19 protein-coding genes are annotated in these 19906 nt (G+C 72.9%); 16 read left to right on the forward strand and 3 right to left on the reverse strand.

The annotated features are described in order from the left end of the window. Nucleotides 1-152: 152 nt before the first annotated feature. Complete coding sequence (locus tag ACIRD7_RS39685; protein WP_403460891.1) at nt 153-650, reverse strand: hypothetical protein; 498 nt, start codon at nt 648-650, stop codon at nt 153-155. 136 nt (nt 651-786) lie between these two features. On the opposite strand from ACIRD7_RS39685, the gene ACIRD7_RS39690 reads away from it, so the two are divergent. Beyond that, the gene (locus ACIRD7_RS39690) at nt 787-1314 is read left to right on the forward strand and encodes a YbjN domain-containing protein (RefSeq protein ID WP_403460892.1); all 528 of its coding nucleotides are present in this window, start codon (nt 787-789) and stop codon (nt 1312-1314) included. Nucleotides 1315-1427: 113 nt separating this feature from the next. Here the strand turns inward: ACIRD7_RS39690 and ACIRD7_RS39695 are convergent, their stop codons facing one another. After that, nucleotides 1428-2627: a pyridoxal phosphate-dependent aminotransferase gene (locus ACIRD7_RS39695; protein ID WP_403460893.1), complete on the reverse strand. Its 1200-nt coding sequence runs from the start codon at nt 2625-2627 to the stop codon at nt 1428-1430. 228 nt (nt 2628-2855) lie between these two features. Here ACIRD7_RS39695 and ACIRD7_RS39700 point away from each other — a divergent pair, with 228 nt between their 5' ends. From ACIRD7_RS39700 to kynU, 11 genes are all read left to right on the forward strand, one after another. Continuing rightward, complete coding sequence (locus tag ACIRD7_RS39700; protein WP_403460894.1) at nt 2856-3380, forward strand: hypothetical protein; 525 nt, start codon at nt 2856-2858, stop codon at nt 3378-3380. Between the two features lie 840 nt (nt 3381-4220). Beyond that, nucleotides 4221-4778 (forward strand): DUF2617 family protein, encoded by a 558-nt coding sequence (locus ACIRD7_RS39705; RefSeq protein WP_403460895.1) that lies wholly within the window; start codon nt 4221-4223, stop codon nt 4776-4778. Nucleotides 4779-4887: 109 nt separating this feature from the next. Beyond that, the gene (locus ACIRD7_RS39710; protein WP_403460898.1) at nt 4888-6525 is read left to right on the forward strand and encodes a polyamine aminopropyltransferase; all 1638 of its coding nucleotides are present in this window, start codon (nt 4888-4890) and stop codon (nt 6523-6525) included. A 117-nt stretch (nt 6526-6642) separates the two neighbouring features. After that, complete coding sequence (locus ACIRD7_RS39715; protein ID WP_403460899.1) at nt 6643-7464, forward strand: SRPBCC domain-containing protein; 822 nt, start codon at nt 6643-6645, stop codon at nt 7462-7464. 57 nt (nt 7465-7521) lie between these two features. Beyond that, on the forward strand, nt 7522-8319 hold the full coding sequence (locus ACIRD7_RS39720; protein WP_403460901.1) for an aldose 1-epimerase: 798 nt from the start codon (nt 7522-7524) through the stop codon (nt 8317-8319). A 10-nt stretch (nt 8320-8329) separates the two neighbouring features. Next, on the forward strand, nt 8330-8878 hold the full coding sequence (pyrE, locus tag ACIRD7_RS39725) for an orotate phosphoribosyltransferase (RefSeq protein WP_403460903.1): 549 nt from the start codon (nt 8330-8332) through the stop codon (nt 8876-8878). A gap of 150 nt (nt 8879-9028) precedes the next feature. Then, nucleotides 9029-10051, forward strand: coding sequence for a class II fructose-bisphosphate aldolase (gene fbaA, locus ACIRD7_RS39730; RefSeq protein ID WP_403460904.1), 1023 nt, complete (start codon nt 9029-9031; stop codon nt 10049-10051). 59 nt (nt 10052-10110) lie between these two features. Further along, nucleotides 10111-11604 (forward strand): MFS transporter, encoded by a 1494-nt coding sequence (locus tag ACIRD7_RS39735; protein ID WP_403460906.1) that lies wholly within the window; start codon nt 10111-10113, stop codon nt 11602-11604. Between the two features lie 120 nt (nt 11605-11724). Further along, nucleotides 11725-12138 (forward strand): DUF3151 domain-containing protein, encoded by a 414-nt coding sequence (locus ACIRD7_RS39740; protein ID WP_403460908.1) that lies wholly within the window; start codon nt 11725-11727, stop codon nt 12136-12138. A gap of 151 nt (nt 12139-12289) precedes the next feature. Continuing rightward, complete coding sequence (locus ACIRD7_RS39745; RefSeq protein ID WP_403460910.1) at nt 12290-13138, forward strand: tryptophan 2,3-dioxygenase family protein; 849 nt, start codon at nt 12290-12292, stop codon at nt 13136-13138. Beyond that, entirely contained in the window at nt 13131-14327 is a 1197-nt protein-coding gene (gene kynU, locus ACIRD7_RS39750) for a kynureninase (protein WP_403460911.1), read from the forward strand. Before ACIRD7_RS39745 ends, kynU begins: the two co-directional genes overlap by 8 nt. 16 nt (nt 14328-14343) lie before the next feature. Here the strand turns inward: kynU and ACIRD7_RS39755 are convergent, their stop codons facing one another. Then, entirely contained in the window at nt 14344-14952 is a 609-nt protein-coding gene (locus ACIRD7_RS39755; RefSeq protein ID WP_403460912.1) for a TetR/AcrR family transcriptional regulator, read from the reverse strand. A 233-nt stretch (nt 14953-15185) separates the two neighbouring features. On the opposite strand from ACIRD7_RS39755, the gene ACIRD7_RS39760 reads away from it, so the two are divergent. The 4 genes from ACIRD7_RS39760 to ACIRD7_RS39775 all read left to right on the forward strand — a co-directional run bounded on the left by ACIRD7_RS39760 (nt 15186) and on the right by ACIRD7_RS39775 (nt 19897). Then, nucleotides 15186-16091, forward strand: coding sequence for an alpha/beta hydrolase family protein (locus ACIRD7_RS39760; protein ID WP_403460914.1), 906 nt, complete (start codon nt 15186-15188; stop codon nt 16089-16091). A gap of 180 nt (nt 16092-16271) precedes the next feature. Then, nucleotides 16272-17288, forward strand: coding sequence for an alpha/beta hydrolase (locus ACIRD7_RS39765; RefSeq protein WP_403460915.1), 1017 nt, complete (start codon nt 16272-16274; stop codon nt 17286-17288). Then, nucleotides 17281-18513 carry an acyltransferase gene (locus ACIRD7_RS39770; protein ID WP_403460917.1) on the forward strand — a complete coding sequence of 411 codons (1233 nt, stop codon included), beginning with the start codon at nt 17281-17283 and terminating at the stop codon, nt 18511-18513. The genes ACIRD7_RS39765 and ACIRD7_RS39770 overlap by 8 nt, the downstream gene beginning before the upstream one ends. Further along, nucleotides 18506-19897 carry a sensor histidine kinase gene (locus ACIRD7_RS39775; protein ID WP_403460919.1) on the forward strand — a complete coding sequence of 464 codons (1392 nt, stop codon included), beginning with the start codon at nt 18506-18508 and terminating at the stop codon, nt 19895-19897. The genes ACIRD7_RS39770 and ACIRD7_RS39775 overlap by 8 nt, the downstream gene beginning before the upstream one ends. Nucleotides 19898-19906 lie beyond the last annotated feature (9 nt).

A 19906-nucleotide genomic window follows, 5' to 3' on the forward strand; every position in this document is an offset into this window, starting at 1 on the left:
AAGGTTTATCCTGGCGGGGCCGACACGGCACGCCCACCGGGCCGGGGTGCCCGCTCAGGGCGCGGGGTTGTGGGGGGCCCCGGCCCCCGCAACGCCGGTTAAACCCGGCCCGGGCGCCCCCCCCCCCCCCGGGGGGGGCGGGCCGCCGTCGGTCAGAAGGTGAACGCGGCGAAGCGCACGAGCGCCGTGTCGGCGTCCTCGTACTCGACGCCGACCTGCACGGCGTGCGCGCCCGCGCCGGGCTTGTCCGCGGTGAGGTCCACGTCGAGACAGAGGTCCGTCTCCTGGCCGACGCAGAGCTCGGTGCCGGGCGCCGGAGCGTCCGGATAGGTGGCCGCGAGCCATTCCCGGACCTCGGCGCGCGGCATCCGGAAGGCCGCGCGGTAGTGGATGTCCTGGAAGCCCTGCACCTCGCACACGCCGACCACCTGGGCACCCTCCGGCAGGGCGGCCCCGCCGAAGCGCAGGGCGTCCGCGCACGGGACCTTCTCGGGACCGGAGCGGATCAGCTCGTCGTCGGTCGTCACCCACACCGCCACCAGGGCCACGAGCCCCACCAGGACCAGCCCCGGCACCGCCATGATCGCGGCGAGCAGCCCCCACCGGGTACGCCCGCGGGGCACCGCCGCCCCGCCCTGTGTTCCGGACATCCCCCCCACCCCTTCGTACGGACCGTCACGACAGGCCGGATCATGTCAGCCGAGGGCTGACAGGCCCCGTCCGGGGTTGCCACCCCCCTCCCCGCATGAGGGAGGATGGCGGGATCCGTACGAAGGGAAAATCACGGTGAGCATCGACCCGTCCTCGATTCCGAACTTCGGGGGCCAGCAGCCGCAGCCCGGGCCTCCGCCCGGCCCCGTAATCCCGGATCAGGACCTCGTGAAGCAGCTCCTCGACCAGATGGAGCTGAAGTACGTCGTCGACGACGAGGGTGACCTCGCGGCGCCGTGGGAGCAGTTCCGTACGTACTTCATGTTCCGCGGCGAGGGTGACCAGCAGGTCTTCTCGGTGCGGACGTTCTACGACCGGCCCCACAAGATCGACGAGAAGCCGCTGCTGCTCGAGTCGATCGACGACTGGAACCGCCGGACGCTGTGGCCGAAGGTCTACAGCCACACGCACGACGACGGCACCGTCCGCCTGATCGGCGAGGCGCAGATGCTGATCGGCACGGGCGTCAGCCTGGAGCACTTCGTCTCGTCGACGGTCAGCTGGGTGCGGGCCGCCATCGAGTTCGACAAGTGGCTCGTCGAGCAGCTCGGCCTGGAGCAGGAGATCAACGACGCGGAGAAGCCCGAGGACGACGAGGAGTAGTCCTCGGCCCGGATCGGCAGAGCCCGGCCAGGGCACACCGGCCAGCATGGCCGCGTGCCGGGCCGGGTTTGTGCTGTCCGGGCCCGTCCACAGCCTGTGGACGACCGGAGGTCTCAGCCAGCCAGGGACTTGAGCCGCTTCACCGCTTCCTCCAGCACCTCCGTCCGCTTGCAGAACGCGAACCGCACGAACGGCGCCCCCTCCTCCCGGTGGTCGTAGAAGACCGCGTTCGGGATGGCGACCACCCCGGCCCGCTCCGGCAGCGCACGGCAGAAGGCGAAGCCGTCGCTCTCGCCGAGCGGCCGGATGTCGGTGGTGATGAAGTACGTGCCCGCCGGCTTGAACACCTCGAACCCGGCCTCCGCCAGCCCCGCCCCCAGCAGGTCCCGCTTGGCCAGCATGTCCTCGCGGAAGGCCGTGAAGTAGCTCTCGGGCAGGGCGAGCGCCTCGGCGACCGCGTACTGGAACGGCCCCGACGCGACGTACGTCAGGAACTGCTTCGCCGAGCGCACGGCCGTGACCAGGGCGGACGTGGACGTAACCCAGCCGACCTTCCAGCCGGTGAACGAAAAGCTCTTGCCGGCGGACCCCAGTGTCACCGTCCGCTCCCGCATGCCCGGGAAGGTCGCGAGCGGCAGGTGCTCGGCGTCGTCGAAGACCAGGTGCTCGTAGACCTCGTCGGTCACCACCAGCAGGTCCCGCTCGACGGCCAGCTCGGCGATCGCGGCCAGCTCCGCGCGGGTCAGCACCGTGCCGGTGGGGTTGTGCGGGGTGTTGATCAGCAGCAGCCGGGTGCGGTCGGTGACGGCGGCCCGCAGCTCGTCGAGGTCGAGCCGGAAGCTCGCGCCCTCGCCGGAGTGCGGGCGCAGCGTGACCGGCACCCGGGTGCCGCCCGCCATGGCGATACAGGCCGCGTAGGAGTCGTAGTACGGCTCCAGGGCGATGACCTCGTCGCCGGGCTCCACCAGCGCCAGCAGCGCCGCCGCGATGGCCTCCGTGGCGCCCGCGGTGACCAGCACCTCGGTGTCGGGGTCGTACGACAGCCCGTAGCGGCGCTCCTGGTGCGCGGCGATCGCGGTGCGCAGCTCGGGGACGCCGGGGCCCGGCGGGTACTGGTTGCCGCGCCCGTCCCGCAGCGCCCGCACGGCCGCCTCGCGGACCTCTTCCGGGCCGTCGGTGTCGGGGAAACCCTGGCCGAGGTTGATCGAACCGGTGCTCAGGGCCAGCGCGGACATCTCGGCGAAGATCGTCGTCCCGAACTCGGCGAGCCGGCGGTTGAGCAGCGGGCGGGTGGTGGAGGTCATGCCGGCCATCCTGCGCGCAAGCTCCGGGGTTCCTCAACTCACGTGCGGCTACGAGCACCTGCGCCGGTCCCGTCGCAGCCCTCTGCGAGCAGGGGGAGGGCTGCGTAGAGTACCCGCGGTCATCGATTGGAGAAGACGTTGGACGCGGTCGAGTTCCCTCTCAGCGCCCGGGTTCGTGGGGCCCGGCGATGGCTCGTGGCCACGAGCGTGGCGGGTGCCGTACTCGTGGGAGCCGACGTGGCATCCGTGGTGGCCGACGCCTGCGGGTGGGTGTCGGTGTCGCGGACGATCCAGGCGGGTCTGGTGCTGGTGACGCTGTTCGTGCTGCCCGTCGTATGGGTGGCGGTGCACGCCGTATGGGCGTTGCGCGGGCGGGCCGAGCTGTTCGGCGCCGCGAAAGAGCACCCGCGGCGGCGGCCCACCGACCGGCAGCTGGTCAACCACCTGCGCAACGAGCACCCGCTCACGCCCCTGTGGTGGATGGTCGCCGTCCTCGGCGGCCTCGGCACGCTCGGCCTCGGATGCGCGCTCCCGTTCGCCCTGGCGGACGGCGCCGCACTGGCCGGCGTACTCCTCGGGACCGGGCTCGCCGTGTCCCTGGCCGCCCTGACGCTGGCCGTGCCCGGTATCCGCCGCGCCGCCCGCCAGGGCTCGGAGGACGAAAGGCGGCGGGCCGAGCTGTGGTCGCTGCCCACCGCCGTCGAACGCCGGCTGATGGTCCCCCTCCTCGGCACCGGCGACGGGGGCCACCTCGGAGCCTGAACGACGTTGGGCGAGATCACGGCCCAGTGACCCCCGGACGGCCCCTGAACTGCGCTTCTGTGCAGGTCAGGGGCCGTTCCTCTGTTCGAACCCTCTGAACTTCCTCAACTCTGCTTTGGGCCGTGACACCCAGGGGCATCTCACTCGCACGCACCGAGCGGGAGGCGCCCACGGGGGGACGCCCCGGACCGCCTCGGGGGAACGGAAGGGGGCTGACGCCATGGGCATCGGCATCATCGTGGCGCTGGTCGCAGTGGTCTGCGTGGGGATCGTCGTCTCGGCGGCGCGCAGCGGACGGTCGGCGCGCCGCGGCCACAGCCGGCGGGGGCACAGCGGCAGCTGGTGGGCCGGCGGCGGAGGCAGTGGATCGTCCTGCGGGGGTGGCTCCTCCTCCTGTGGCGGTGGCTCGTCCTGCGGAGGCGGGTCGTCGTCCTGCGGAGGAGGCGGGGGCGGATGCGGTGGCGGAGGCAGCTGACACGGGGCAGCTGAGCTCCCCGAGCAGGGGGAATCGCATCCGGAGAGAGCGGGGTCGGTGCCTGGGACCGGCCCCGCTTTCGCGCACCCCGGCGCACGCTCCGCCGGTATCGGCGCACGCCGGAGTTGAACAGTTGAGCTGATAAGCCCTCTGAGGGATGGAAACCCTACGAACTTGGGTAAAAACCCTGTGGCGGCCCCACAGTTCATGATTCAGTTAATTTCACCGACGCAGCCCCTCGGACGTCCCGCGGACACCTCTTCTGACCGGCCGACTGGGCTGACCGGGTCGGCCTCCCGGTGTCGGACGGGGGCGCCGGAGTCCGATACCTCCCTCCTTTCCTTGTGTGCTTGCGGAGCCGATCCATGCTCACGACCCTGAATACCGCCTATTCCGACACGAGTGCGGCCGATCTCGCCTGGGCACTGGGGCGCGAGCCGCTTCCCGCGCTGGCCATGCTCGATCTCGAACTCGCCAACGCGAAGCTCCAGTTGAGACTGCTCGGCGCGTCCCACCAGGTGCTCCTGGAGGAGGAGCGGGGCAACTGCTCGGAGACCGTGGCCTGCATGCCCGGCAGCAGCACCCCTCTGCCGCTCGGCGTGGCCAAGCGGGCGGGGGACTGGGAGTACGAGTTCGCGGCCCGGGTGGAGGTCCTGTCACCGGGTCAGTTCGCGGGCCGCGCCCAGGAGTTGCTGGCCCTGGTCGCGGACCATCCGCAAGGCCTCGCCGGGGTCTTCCCGGGCAGCCCGCACGCCTTCACCGCGATGCTGGCCCAGCACCACGAGGGGCAGGTGCACTGGCGCACCTGGCACGCGTACCCGCAGGACGGGCAGTTGGTGGCGACCCGGACGAGGGTGGGGGTGCGGGCGACCAAGGGTGCCGCCCGACGCAGGCCGGGCAGGCTCAGTGCGTCCGGCGTCTGAGGCCAGCGGCTCCGGCGTCTGAGGCCGGCGGCAAGGCAAACGCGCCGCGCCTCAACACCACACGTGTGGGTGACGAAGCGTGCCCGAGGCGTAACGTACCGTCGGCAACGTGATCGACCCGCACGCACCCGCACCACCCGGCGCCCCGCCCTCCTGGTCCGGCCGGACGCGGCTGCCGGTGCGGCCCGGCACCGGGCGGTTCCTGGTCCTCGCGTGCGTCTTCGTCTGCGCGGCCTGCGGCCTCGTGTACGAACTCGAACTCGTCGCCCTCGCCTCGTACCTGATCGGCGACTCGGTCACCCAGGCCTCCGTCGTCCTGTCCGTCATGGTGTTCGCGATGGGCATCGGCTCCCTCGCCGCCAAGCGCCTGCGCCCGCACGCCGCCGCCGGGTTCGGCGCCGTCGAGGCCGTCCTCGCCCTGGTCGGCGGGTGCAGCGCGCTCGCCCTGTACGCCGCGTTCGCCTGGACCGGCGGCTGGGGCGGGACCGGAGCGGGCGGTTCCAGGGCGATCCTCGTCGCCTTCTCCCTCACCATCGGCGTGCTCATCGGCGCCGAGGTGCCGTTGCTGATGGAGCTCATCCAGCGCATCCGGCGCCAGGACGCGGGCGGCGCGGTGGCCGACCTGTTCGCCGCGGACTACGTCGGTGCCCTGGTCGGCGGGCTCGCCTTCCCCTTCCTGCTGCTGCCCCTGCTGGGTCAGTTGACCTCGGCCCTGATCACCGGCGCCGTCAACACCCTCGTCGGCGGCGCGCTCGTCCTCGGGGTCTTCCGCGGGGACCTCACCCGCCGGGCCCGCCGGCTGCTGGTGATCGCCAACGTCACCGTGCTCGGGATCCTCGCCTCCGCCGCCGTACTCGTCGACGACTTCGAGCGGGCGGCACGGCACGAGGTGTACGGGCAGGACGTACGCGTCGCGCTCAGGACCGGGATCCAGGAGGTCGTCATCACCGGCGGCACCCGGGGCCGCCCCCTCGACCTCTTCCTCGACGGACGGCTGCGGGTCAGCGGGCGGGACGAGCGCCGGTACCACGAGGCGCTGGTGCACCCCGCGATGAGCGGCGAGCACACGCGCGTGCTCGTCCTCGGCGGCGGTGACGGGCTCGCGGTGCGCGAAGTGCTGCGCCACCCCGGGGTGCACCGCGTCGACGTCGTCGAGGTCGACCCCGGCGTCGTGCGGCTCGCACGCGAGGACCCTCCGCTGTCCCGGCTCAACGGACACGCGTACGACGACGACCGCGTCCACGTCATGACGGGCGACGCCTTCGACTGGCTGCGGGCGGCGCCGCCGGCGACGTACGACGTCGTCATCTCCGACCTGCCCGACCCCGGCATCACCGCCAGCACGAAGCTGTACTCGCAGGAGTTCTACGGCCTCGCCGGCCGCGCGCTCACCCCGCACGGCCGGCTCGCGGTGCACGCCGGGCCGGTCTCCTCGCGTCCGCGCCTGTTCTGGACGGTCGACACCACCCTGCGCTCGGCGGGCCTGCGCACGGCTCCCTACCGGGCCCGGGGGCATGACCAGGGCTTCACGGCGGGCCCCGACCGCTCGGCCGGCCCGGCCCGCGCACCGCACGACTGGGGGTTCCTGCTGGCGGGGCGGGGGGAGCGGCCGTCGCTGCGGCTGCGGACGGGGGAGCCGCGGCCGGGGACCCTGACACAGGCGGGGCTGATGGCGGGCGCGCGGGCGGTGGAGGGGACGCGGCTCGCGGGGCTGGAGGCGTCGACGCTCGTGCATCCGCGCTACTGAGGTTGCGCGGCCGATGGGCGTGCCGGGTGGGGAGGGTACGCCCGGCGGGCGGGCGTGGGGTGAGAATCCCGGGATGTTCGGGTGCGGTTCACGCCATGCTGGGTAGGCTCGATCGGCATGGAGCATGAGGTGTTCGTTCCGGTTGCGGCCGAGCGGCTGAGGCAGGTGCTGGCCGATCCCGTACGGGTCGCCCGGGCGGTTCCCGGGCTCCAGCAGGACGCGGGGGCCGAGCCCGTCACCGGGCGGCTGAAAGTGCGCGTCGGCGGTCACACCATCACCTACCGGGGTGCCGTGCGGGTGGCCGCGCGCGAGGACGGTTCGTACGCCGTCGAGGGCGACGCGACCGAGGCGCGCGGGAGCGGGTCCGTGAAGCTGGCGCTCACCGTGGCGGTGGCGGACGCCGAGGGCGGGACCACGCTGCGGTTCGAGGGCGGCGCGTCGGCGGACGGGCGGATCGCCGAGTTCTCCGGCGACGCGGTGGAGTCGGCCGTCACCCGGCTGCTGAATCGGTTCGCGGAGCAGTTGGGTGTCGTGGCCGGCGAGGCGCCGCCCGAGCCGGAGGCCGAGGGGAGCGAGAAGGGCGTCGAGGACGTCGAGGGTGTCGAGGAGTCATTGGCCCCCGGGGAGTTCGAGACGCGCGTGACCAGCGACTTCGAGACGACTCCCGATGCGGATGACGCACCGGCTCCGGCAACCGGGGCGGGGGCGGGAAGCGGTGAGGAGCAGCCGCCCGTCGCGGAGGCCGCGCATGCCCGGCGGACGATGATCGGGCGCAGCGCGGAGGAGGTCGATCACGCGCCGCCGCGAGGGCGGTACGCGCCCGTTCCCGCGCCGCAGACCGTCGTGCCCAACTCCACGCTGCGGTGGGCCGCGCCGGCCGCGGCGTTGGTCGTGGCCTCGGCGATCGTGGTGGGGCGGATGCTGCGGCGCCGCCGGTGAGGGGACGGGCCGAGCCGGGCGGGCTGAGGGGTCCCGGCCCCCAGTAGGGTCGCTTCCGTGAGTAGCGAACACATCACGCTGACCGCGGGTGACGCGGAGGTGGACGTGCTGCCGGGGAACGGCGGGCGGGTCGGGGGGCTGCGCGTCGGGGGCACCGAGTTGCTGCGGCAGGGGGAGCGGTTCGGGTGTTTCCCGATGGTTCCCTGGTGCGGGCGGATCAGGGACGGCCGGTTCCTCGACGGCGCCCGGGTGCGGCAGATGCCGCTCAACGCCCCGCCGCACGCCATCCACGGCACCGCCCGCGACGGCGCCTGGAAGGTGGCCCGGGTGGCCGACGGCGAGGCCGTCATCACCTACGACCTGGTCGAGCCGTGGCCCTACCCCGGCCGTGTCACGCACGTCGTCGCGCTCACCCCGGACAGCCTCAGCCTGACCATGTCCGTCGAGACGTACGAGGACTCGTTCCCGGCGCAGATCGGCTGGCACCCCTGGTTCAACCGGAACCTGGGCGGCGAGGGTGCCGAGGACGTCCGGCTGGACTTCACCCCCGCCTGGCAGGAGGAGCGCGGGGACGACCACCTGCCCACCGGGAACCGCATCGAGCCGCTGCCGGGGCCGTGGGACGACTGCTTCGGGATGCCCGACGGCGTCGACGTCACCCTCACCTGGCCGGGGCAGCTGGAGCTGAAGGTGAGCAGCCGCGAGGAGTGGGTCGTCGTCTACGACGAGCAGGAGGCCGCCGTCTGCGTCGAGCCGCAGACCGGGCCGCCCAACGGGCTGAACACCCTGCCCCGGCTGGTCACGCCCCTGGAGCCGCTGGAGGCCACGACCGTCTGGAGCTGGCGGCGCCTCTAAGCTGGGCGGCATGACTGACGTACGTGGCGAGCTGCTGAACCAGATCAAGGACAAGGCCGTGGTGCACGGCAAGGTGACCCTGTCGTCGGGGCTGGAAGCCGACTACTACGTCGACCTGCGCCGCATCACCCTCGACGGGGAGGCCGCCCCGCTGGTCGGGCAGGTGCTGCTCGATCTGACCGCGGAGCTGGAGTTCGACGCGGTGGGCGGCCTGACCATGGGCGCCGACCCCGTCGCCGGGGCCATGCTGCACGCCGCCGCCGCGCGCGGGAAGCGGCTGGACGCCTTCGTCGTACGCAAGGCCGCCAAGGCGCACGGCCTGCAGCGCCGGGTCGAGGGGCCGGACATCTCCGGGCGGCGCGTGCTCGTCGTCGAGGACACCTCCACCACCGGCGGCTCGCCGCTCGCCGCCGTCGAGGCCGTGCGCGAGGCCGGCGCCGAGGTCGTCGCCGTCGCGACCATCGTCGACCGGGCCACCGGCGCCGCCGAGAAGATCGAGCAGGGGGCCCAAGTGCCTTACCTCTTCGCCTACTCCAAGGACGAGCTCGGTCTCGACTGACGGACAGGGCCGACGGGCGCTCGGACCATCCCGGTTCGTCTGGAAAGATGGGGCCGACGATGACGTCACACCCCCCCAAGGTCTAGGTCAGGGCCGTAAGCAGAACGCCGTACGCAGTACGTCAACCCGCACACTCCAAGGAGCGGACAGATGCCCATCGCAACCCCCGAGGTCTACAACGAGATGCTCGACCGGGCGAAGGCAGGCAAGTTCGCCTACCCGGCCATCAACGTGACCTCCTCCCAGACCCTGCACGCGGCCCTGCGCGGCTTCGCGGAGGCGGAGAGCGACGGCATCATCCAGATCTCCACGGGTGGTGCGGAGTTCCTCGGCGGCCAGCACAACAAGGACATGGTCACCGGCGCCGTCGCCCTGGCCGAGTTCGCGCACATCGTCGCCAAGAAGTACGACATCACCGTCGCCCTGCACACCGACCACTGCCCGAAGGACAAGCTCGACGGGTACGTACGTCCGCTGCTCGCCGTCTCCGAGGAGCGGGTCGCGCGCGGTGAGAACCCGCTGTTCCAGTCGCACATGTGGGACGGCTCGGCCGAGACCCTCGCCGACAACCTCTCCATCGCGCAGGAACTGCTGGAGCGCGCCCGCGCCGCGAAGATCATCCTCGAGGTCGAGATCACCCCGACCGGCGGCGAGGAGGACGGCGTCTCGCACGAGATCAACGACTCGCTGTACACGACCGTCGACGACGCCATCCGCACCGTCGAGGCCCTCGGCCTGGGCGAGAAGGGGCGCTACCTGCTCGCCGCGTCCTTCGGCAACGTCCACGGCGTCTACAAGCCGGGCAACGTCGTGCTCCGTCCCGAGCTGCTGAAGGAGCTGAACGAGGGCGTCGCCGCCAAGTACGGCAAGCCGGCCCCGTTCGACTTCGTCTTCCACGGCGGCTCCGGCTCCACCGAGCAGGAGATCGCGACCGCGCTGGAGAACGGCGTCGTCAAGATGAACATCGACACCGACACGCAGTACGCCTTCACGCGTCCGGTGGCGGCCCACATGTTCAAGAACTACGACGGCGTCCTGAAGGTCGACGGCGAGGTCGGCAACAAGAAGACCTACGACCCGCGCACCTGGGGCAAGCTCGCCGAGGCGTCCATGGCCGCCCGGGTGACGGAGGCCTGCGGCAACCTGCGCTCCACCGGCACGAAGATCAAGTAGCCGTCGCGCATGCAGCGAGCCCGGTGCTACGGCACCGGGCTCGCTGTATACCTGGGGTCATGCCCGACGTCCGGATGGCCTCCCCGCAAGGCAAGTGGATCCTGCTCACCACCGTCCTCGGCTCCAGCATGGCGATGCTGGACTCGACCGTCGTCAACGTCGCCCTCCCCCGGATCGGCGAGGACCTGGACGCCAACCTGTCCGCCCTCCAGTGGACGGTCAACGCGTACACCCTCGCCCTCGCCGGTCTGATCCTCCTAGGCGGCTCCCTGGGCGACCGCTACGGCCGCCGCAAGATCTTCGTCATCGGCGTCGTCTGGTTCGCCGCGGCCTCGCTGCTGTGCGGGCTCGCCCCGAACACCGGTTTCCTCATCGCCGCGCGGACCCTCCAGGGAATCGGCGGCGCGCTTCTCACACCCGGCTCCCTCGCACTGATCCAGGCGTCCTTCCACCCCGACGACCGGGCCCGGGCGGTGGGCCTGTGGTCCGGTTTCGGCGGTATCGGCGCGGCCATCGGCCCGTTCCTGGGCGGCTGGCTCGTCGACGGTCCCGGCTGGCGCTGGGTCTTCCTGCTCAACGTCCCGCTGGCGCTGCTCTGCGTCCCCGTCGCCCTGCGCCATGTACCCGAATCCGGCGACGGGTCCAAGCACGGCCGCTTCGACGTGCTCGGCGCGGCCCTCGGAGCCCTGGCCCTCGCACTGGTGACGTACGCCCTGATCGAGGCCCGCGGAGGGTCCCTGATCATCGCCGTCACCGCGGTCGCGGGCGTCGCCGCCGGGATCGCCTTCGTGTATGTCGAGAAACGGCGGCCCGACCCGATGATGCCGCTCGACATCTTCGCGTCCCGTCAGTTCACCGCGGTCAACCTGGTCACCGTGTGCGTGTACGCGGCCCTGGGCGGGTTCTTCTTCCTGGCCGCGCTCCAGCTCCAGGTCGTCTCCGGCTACACGGCCCTGCAAGCCGGTACGGCACTGCTGCCGACGACCGTGCTGATGCTGCTGTTCTCCGCCAGGTCCGGCGCCCTGGCCGACAAGATCGGGCCGCGCATCCCGCTCACCGTCGGGCCACTGGTGAGTGCGGCCGGCCTGCTGCTGATGCTGCGCGTCGGCCCGGACGCCTCGTACGTCGCCGACGTACTGCCCGCCGTCTTCGTCTTCGGCGTCGGCCTGGTCATCCTGGTCGCTCCACTGACGGCCACCGTCCTCGCCTCCGTGGACGTGGCCCGCGCCGGCCTGGCCAGCGGCATCAACAACGCGGCGGCCCGGGCGGCGGGCCTGATCGCGGTGGCCGCGCTGCCGCTGCTCGCCGGGATGAGCGAGGAGGCCTACCGCTCGGCCGACGCCTTCGACGCCGCGTTCGACCGGGCGATGCCGATCTGTGCCGGCGTGCTGGTCCTGGGCGCGCTGATCGCCTTCGCGACCGTACGGCCGCTGCCGCCGGACTGCCGCAAGCCGGAGTGCCTGCACCACAGCAGCGTGACGGCACCGCCGCTGGAGGGGGTGCGCAGCCGGGGGCGGCTGGAGGCGGAGGGCAAGGGGGACGGGGGAGGCTGAGAGCCGGGCGGTGTCCATCAGCCCGTGGGACGGGTAGGGGCGGCGGGGGTGAAGGGACCCGGCCGTCGCACAAGGGCGCCCCGAGCTGCCGTACTCCTCCCATGGGCCAGACTGGATCCCATGTCCATTCACGAAAACCTTCTCGGGGGCCCGCCCCCGACCCACCTCCCCGACGATCCCGAGCCGCGCGAGCTGCTCGCGGGCGGCACCGCCCCCGCGGACGTCGCCGCGAAGTACCCGACCTCCTCGCTGGCCTGGGCCCAGCTGGCCGACGAGGCATTCGAGCGGGGCAGCGTCGTGGAGTCGTACGCCTATGCCCGTACGGGCTACCACCGCGGCCTGGACGCCCTGCGCCGCAACGGCTGGAAGGGCCACGGCCCGGTCCCGTGGGAGCACGAGCCGAACCGCGGCTTCCTGCGCGCCCTGCACGCCCTCGCCCGCGCCGCCGGCTCGATCGGCGAGCAGGAGGAGTACGAGCGCTGCTCGCAGTTCCTGAAGGACTCCTCGCCCACGGCGGCCCAGACCCTGGGCTAGCCCTCGCGGCTCCCCGCGTGAGGCCCGCCGATGTGACCAGGCGGGCCTTGCGCCACCCGGGGCGATACCTGAGGATGCCGGGTGGGGACCGGGGCCCCTTTGCCGATAACGGCAGGGCGGACCGCTACCCGGAGTTACACAGGAGACAGCAATGTCCCAGCAGGCTCACAGGTCCGCGGAGACTCAGGAGCCCGAGACCCCGAATCTCGACTTCGCGGGCACGACGCCGTACGAGGACTACGTCAAGGCGGACGTGCTCACCCACCTCCAGCACACCCTCTCCGACGACCCCGGAGAGATGGTCTTCCTGGTCACGACCCAGGTCATGGAGCTGTGGTTCACGGTCATCGTCCACGAGTGGGAGACCGCCGCCCGCGCCCTGCGCGAGGACCGGCCGGGTGTGGCGATCGACGCCCTGAAGCGTTCGGTCCGGGAACTGGACGCCCTGAACGCCTCCTGGAAGCCGCTGGGCCAGCTCACCCCGGCCCAGTTCAACGCCTACCGCAGCGCCCTCGGCGAGGGCTCCGGCTTTCAGTCGGCCATGTACCGCCGGATGGAGTTCCTGCTCGCCGAGAAGTCCGCGTCGATGCTGGTCCCGCACCGCGGCGCCCCGCGCGTCCACGCGGAACTGGAGAAGGCGCTGCACGAGCCGAGCCTGTACGACGAGGTGCTGCGCTTCCTCGCCCGGCGCGGCTGCGCGATCCCGCAGGCGGTGCTGAACCGCGACGTGTCGCAGAAGTACGAGCCGTCCCCGGCCGTCGAGGCGGCCTGGACCGCGATCTACTCCGGTGACCAGAACTCCGAACTCACCCGCCTCGGCGAGGCGTTGACCGACGTCGCCGAACTCGTGTGGCGCTGGCGCAACGACCACCTGGTCGCCACCCGGCGCGCGATGGGCGCCAAGGCGGGCACGGGCGGCTCGGCCGGTGTGGCCTGGCTGGAGAAGCGCGCGCAGAAGAACGTCTTCCCCGAGCTGTGGACGGCGAGGTCCCATGTCTGAGCTCATGGCGAGGGCGGTGACGCTGGACGCCGCCGACGAGCTGTCCGGCGTCCGCAAGCAGTTCGTCCTCGACGACGTTGTGTACCTCGACGGCAACTCCCTGGGCGCCCTGCCCGCGAACGTCCCCGGCCGGGTCGAGGACGTCGTGCGCAGGCAGTGGGGTGAGCTGCGGATCCGTTCCTGGGACGAGAGCGGCTGGTGGACCGCGCCGGAGCGGATCGGCGACCGGATCGCCCCGCTGGTCGGCGCGGCGGCCGGGCAGATCGTGGTCGGCGACTCGACCAGTGTCAATGTCTTCAAGGCACTGGTGGCCGCGGTGCGGATGGCGGCGGACGACCGCGACGAGATCCTCGTCGACGCGACCACCTTCCCCACCGACGGGTACATCGCCGAGTCGGCGGCCCGGATGACCGGCCGGACCCTGCGTCCGGTGACCCCCGCGGAGGTGCCCGCGGCACTGTCCGGCCGTACCGCCGCGGTGCTGCTGAACCACGTCGACTACCGCACCGGCCGGCTGCACGACCTGCCGTCCCTCACCGCCGCCGCGCACGCGGCGGGCGCGCTCGCCGTCTGGGACCTGTGCCACAGCGCGGGCGCGCTGCCGGTCGGGCTCGACGAGCACGGGGTGGACCTGGCCGTCGGCTGCACCTACAAGTACCTGAACGGCGGCCCGGGTTCACCGGCGTACCTGTACGTCCGGCGGGACCTCCAGGACCAGTTCGACTCCCCGCTGCCCGGCTGGAACTCGCACACCGAGCCCTTCGGCATGCGGCCCGCCTACGAACCGGCCGACGGCGCCCTGCGCGGTCGCGTCGGCACCCCCGACATCCTCTCCATGCTCGCCCTGGAGGCGGCCCTGGAGGTCTGGGACGGCGTCTCGATCGAGGCGGTACGGGCCAAGTCGCTCGCGCTGACGGACTTCTTCCTGGAGTGCGTCGGGGCGTATGTGCCCGAGGGGCGCGTGGAGTCGGTGACTCCGGTGGCCCACGGGGAGCGGGGCAGCCAGGTGGCGCTGCGGTGCGACGGCGCCGGGGAGGTCATGAAGCGGCTGATCGAGCGAGGGGTCGTGGGTGACTTCCGGCATCCCGACGTGCTGCGGTTCGGATTCACGCCGCTGTATGTCGGGTTCGCGGACGTGGAGCGCGCGGCCCGGGTGCTGGGGCAGGTGCTGGCCGAGGCGCAGGGCTGACCCCGCCGCCTCCCGCTCACTTCCCGGTGATGTACACCCCCGCCACGGCAGCGGCGTGCGCCGCGCGCGCCGCACGCTCCGCGGCGGGGGCGTCCGGCACCAGCCCGGTCGTCAGCAACTGGTAGTAGAGGGGTGCCGACACCGCCCGTACGACCGCCTCGGCGTCCGTCCCGGCGGGCAACTCCCCTCTGGCGACGCCCTGTTCCACGCAGGGCGCCCACTCCGCCACGCGCACCTCGTAGAACCGCCGCAGCGCCTGCGCCGTACGCTCGTCGCAGGCCGCCGCGGCGATCACGGCACGGAAGAGCGCCCCCTGCCGGGGGTCGGCCAGCGTCCGCCGGACCAGCGCCGCGTTCGCCCGCAGGTCACCCAGCGCCGACCCGGTCTCCGCGCGCGGCAGCGACTGCTCGGCCATGTCGGCGAGCAGATCGGCCACGAGTCCCGTCACCGAGCCCCAGCGCCGGTACACGGTCGTCTTGCCGACCTCCGCCCGGCGGGCGACGTCGGCGAGGTCGAGGCCGTCGAAACCCTGCTCCGCCAGCACATCTCCGGCTGCCCGCAGCACGGCCGCACGGACACGCGCGGTGCGCCCTCCGGGACGTACGGTGCCGGGTTCGGCGGACATATCGGCCTCCTTGGTGCAGGTGCGGGCCGTGGTGTGCGCCGCGCTGACAGCGTAACGAAACAGCAGAACCGTTTAACCCTCACCGAGCGTGACATGCGCGTGTCCGCGCACGTCACCCGCCTGATACCGTCCCCGCCAACGGCCGGAATCCCACCTGGTCCGCCACCCCCTTTCTTTTCCCGCCCATCACCCCGCATTCGTCCAAGTCCGTTACCCCGCTGAGAGGTTGGAGCATGCCGGAGGACGCCGCCGCTGCCCGGGACGCCGCCGAGGAGGAGTCCGCCTTCTCGCACCCGCCCGTCGACCCCGACGCCATCGCGTCCTACGGCGACCACCCCGACCAGGTGATCGACTTCTACGCCCCGCGCGGCGAGATCGCCGCGGGCGGCCCGGCCCCGCTGGTCGTCGTGCTGCACGGCGGTGCCTGGCGGGCCCGCTACGACCGACGCCATGTCACGCCGTTCGCGGGCTTTCTGGCGCGGCGGGGGTTCGCCGTGGCCAACGTGGAGTACCGGCGGGGAGCGGAGCCGGCGGGAGCGGCGGAGTCCGGGGGCGCCGGTCCGCCCACCGCCCCGGCTGCCGGGCGCTGGCCGGACACCTTCGACGACGTCGCCGCCGCGCTGGACGCGCTGCCCGCGATCGCGCGGGAGGCGCTCCCGCAGGCCGACGCGCGCCGGACCGTGCTCACCGGCCACTCCGCCGGCGGCCACCTCGCCCTGTGGGCTGCGGCCCGCCACGTCCTCCCGGCGGACGCCCCCTGGCACACCGAACGGCCCACGCCCCTGCGGGGGGTGGTCGCACTCGCCCCGATCGCCGACCTCGCGGTCGCCGACAAGCTGGACGTCTGCGGGGGTGCGGCGAGCCAACTCCTGGGCGGAGGCGCGGAGTTCGCCGAACGGCAGCCGTACGCCGATCCCGCTCTCCTGCTCCCGACGGGCATCGCGACGACGCTCGTCCAGGGCCGCTCGGACCTCGTGGTCCCCTCGGCGGTCGCGGAGTCGTACGCGGACGCGGCGGCGAAGGCGGGGGAGGTGGTCGGTCTGACGCTGCTGGAGGACGTCGGCCACTTTCCGCTGATCGATCCGGCCGCCGACGCGTGCGCGGTGGTGGTGGAGGAGATCGCGCAGTTGGCGTGGTGAGCGCACCGTCCATGTGACGCCATGGCTGCTCCCCCTCAGGAGCCGATCCCCTCATACCCGTAGTACCTGAGAGCTATGTCGCAGGCGAGCTCCCTGGCGTGACGCGGACGACGAGCCGGGATCCGTAACTTCCCTTCCAGGCAAGCCCGATGGCCGGGCGGACGGGGAGGGGCGACGACCATGGGGCGTACGACGGGGGCCGCCGGGACGCGGGGGACGCGCGAGCGCAGGAAGACCCGCCGCACCGGCCGCCTGCGCCGGGCTCTGCTCGCCGCGCTGATCACCGGTGCCGTGGTAGCCCCGCTGTCCGGTGCCGCCCGCCCCGAGATCCCCGCCCCCGCGCCCGCCGCCCTCGCGCCGGTGACGGCGGCGACGCTCGACGAGACCTACGAGGCCAACCGCGCCAACGCCGCCGAGGCGTCCCGCATGGCGGCGGCCCACGGCGACCGGGAACGCGCCGTCGAGGACGGGAAGATGGCCGACCCGTCGCGCCGGTTCCTCACCTTCGACGGCCGTGGCGCCGGCCTCGCGACGGAGGTCTTCGGCGACCTGGCCCACGCCGACCGCGTCGCGGTCCTGGTCCCGGGCTCCGACACGTCCATCGACACCTACGACCGTTTCCGCGCCACCGCCCGTGCCCTCCACGAACGGCTCACCCGCCAGGCCCCGCAGGGCACGCGCACGGCCGTGCTGGCCTGGCTCGGCTACGAGACACCGGGCACGGTCAGCACCACCGTGGCGACGACGGGAAGAGCCGAGGACGCGGCGCCGAAGCTGAGGGAGTTCGTGCGGGAGCTGCGCGCCGTCGCCGGCCGCGACGCCCACCTCTCCCTGCTCTGCCACTCCTACGGCTCCGTGGTCTGCGGTCGCGCGGCCTCCCACCTGGACGTCGACGACATCGCCCTGATCGGCAGCCCCGGCACCGGCGTCGACACCGCCGCCGGTCTGCGCACCCGGGCCCGCGTCTGGGCGGCGCGCGGCGCCGACGACTGGGTGGGGGAGGTGCCGCACGTCAGGTTCGACCTGCTCGGCACGACCGTCGGCTTCGGCACCGACCCGGTCTCCCCGTCCTTCGGCGCCCGCGTCTTCGCGGCGGGCGACGGCGGCCACAGCGACTACTTCAGGCCGGGGTCGACGTCCCTGGCGAACCTGACCCGCATCGTCCTGGGCGAGACCTCGGAGGTGACCCATGGCTGAATCGACGAACCCAGGGCGCCGGACCGGCGTATGGAAGGGCATACGCCGGGGCGCCGCCCAGGTGGACGCCGCCACCCCCGCCGATCGCGACCGGGCCGTGGACGCCCTGCGAGCCCTCGCGATCCTCGGCGTCGTCCTCGGCCACTGGCTGGTCACGGCCCTGGTGGCGGACGACGGCGGCACGGGCCTGCGCACCGCGAGCCCGCTCCGGCACCTGCCCTGGCTGGCGCCGATCTCCTGGGTGTTCCAGACCCTCGCCGTGTTCTTCCTGGTCGGCGGCCATGTGGCCACCCGTGGCTACCTCTCGGCCCGGCGGCGCGGCGCGACCTACGGACAGTGGCTGCGCTCGCGGCTGTCCCGGCTGTTCAAACCGGTGGTGGCCGTCCTCACCCTGTGGACGGTGGCGTCAGGCCTGCTGCTCCTCTCGGGCACCGACCCCGGCACCGTCCACACGCTGCTCAAACTGGCCCTGTCCCCGCTGTGGTTCCTCCTGGTCTTCGCCGCGCTGACTGCGGCGACTCCGCTCCTGCTGCGCCTGCACCCGCTGTGGCCGCTGGCCGTCGTCCTCCATGTGGACCTCCTCCGCTTCGGCCTGGGCGGCCAGGACCGGCTGGGCTGGGTGAACCTCGCGGCGGGCTGGCTCGTGCCGTTCACCCTGGGCGCGGCCTGGACCAGGGGCGAGCTGGAGCGCCGGCGCGCGGGCTGGATCCTGCTGACGGGCGGCACGGCGGCGACGGCCGCGCTCATCGCCTGGGCGGGCTACCCGGCGTCCATGGTCGGCGTCCCCGGCGCCGGGGTCTCGAACCTCAACCCGCCGACGCTGGCCGCCGTCACCTTCGGCCTGGCCCAGTGCGGCCTGGCCCTGCTGCTGCGCGAGCCACTGCGCCGCGCGCTGCGCCGCCCGCTGCTGTGGGCCGCGGTGGCCCTGCTCAACCTCTCCGCGATGACGATCTTCCTGTGGCACCAGACGGCCATGATGGCCACCACGGCCACGTCCCTGACGGCAGGTCACCTCCCCGGCCTGCACACCGTCCCCGACGACCTCGTCTGGGTGGCGGCCCGCGTGCTCTGGCTCCCGGTGTTCACCCTGGCCCTGGCGCTGTGCTGGACGGCGTTCCGTGGGTATGAACAGGAACCGCGCCGCCCGAGGGGCCGTGCATCCCGAGTGATCCGTTCCCGCCAGGCCGTTCACGGTACGGAAGCGAAGGCGCAGCACCATGTCTAGGGTTGACCGCGTGAACGGCGAGGAGTCCGGCCCCGGGTCCGAGGAGAGGCGCATTGTTCCCGCACTCGGCGAGGGACCCGCGTCCCAGCCCCGCAGCCGTCTCGTCAAGGCCCTCGGCGCCTCCCCGTCCCCCACGTTCCCGCACCTGTCCAGGTACCGCTGGCTGCGCTGGCTGACCGTCCTGGTGACCTGCTGGATCGCTCTCGGCGTCTTCCTGGCCGGCGGCGCCCACATGACCGACGCCTACGGACTCGGCGTCGCTCAGGGCCTGTTGGCCGGCGGCGTCCAGGGCGTGGCGGTCGTCCTCGCCCTGCGCTGGCCGGGTCGGGCCTGGGCTCTGTCACTGGGCGGCGCGGTCGTCACGGCCCTGGCGGTCCGCGGGATGCTTCCGACCCTCCAACCCGGCCCCAGTTGGCCTTGGAGCACCGCGGAGATCCTCGCCCATGCCGCCATCCTCTTCCTGCTCGCCCTGAGACCGACGACGCGCATCGCGGTCGCTGCTCTGGCGGCGACCGCGGTGGCGACGTTCGTGGTGCAGGGGATCATCGGCGGGGCGCAGTACTCGTCGACGGGAGTGACGGCGGTCGCCGTCTTCGCCGCCACCGTCCTCGTCGGCACCACCCTTCGCGGCCGCAGGGAGGCCCGTACCCAACTCGTCGAGCAGGAGACGCTCACCGCGGAGGAGCGGGCCCGGCGCACCGTGCTGGAGGAGCGCAGCCGCATCGCACGCGAACTGCACGACGTGGTCGCCCACCACATGTCCGTCATCTCCATCCAGGCCCAGGTCGCCCCGCACCTGGTGGAGAACCCCTCAGAGGAGCTGAGGGAGAACCTCTCCGGCATCCGGCAGAACGCCCTGGACGCCCTCACCGAACTGCGCCGTGTGCTGGGCGTCCTGCGCTCCGAAGCCCCCGGCGGCATGGACAGCGCCTACTGGCTCGGTGAACCCGGCACCGGTGCCGCCCCCGACGCTCCCCAGCCCGTGCTCGACCGGCTCGACGCCCTCATCGAGAACACCCGGGCCGCCGGACTGGACGTCGTCACCGACATCAGCGGCGAGGCTCCCCCGTATCCCACGGGCGTGGAGCTGTCCGCGTATCGGATCATCCAGGAAGCGCTCAGCAACGCCCTGCGGCACGCACCGGGCTCCACGGTCCGCGTCGAGCTCTCCCACGACTTCCACGGACTGCATCTGGGTGTCGTCAACTCCCGCCCGCGGCGACCGGTTCCGCCCTCCGCGGGCGCGGGACACGGCCTGCTCGGGATGCGTGAGCGTGCCGCGATGCTCGGTGGCCATCTCACCGCGGCCCCGACCCAGCACGGCGGATTCGCGGTCTCGGCCTTCCTTCCGCGGGGCGACACCCCGCGCGCTCCCCACCCGTGACAGGAGTAC

The sequence above is a fragment of the Streptomyces sp. NPDC093568 genome (assembly GCF_044764945.1).
GTDB lineage: Bacteria > Actinomycetota > Actinomycetes > Streptomycetales > Streptomycetaceae > Streptomyces.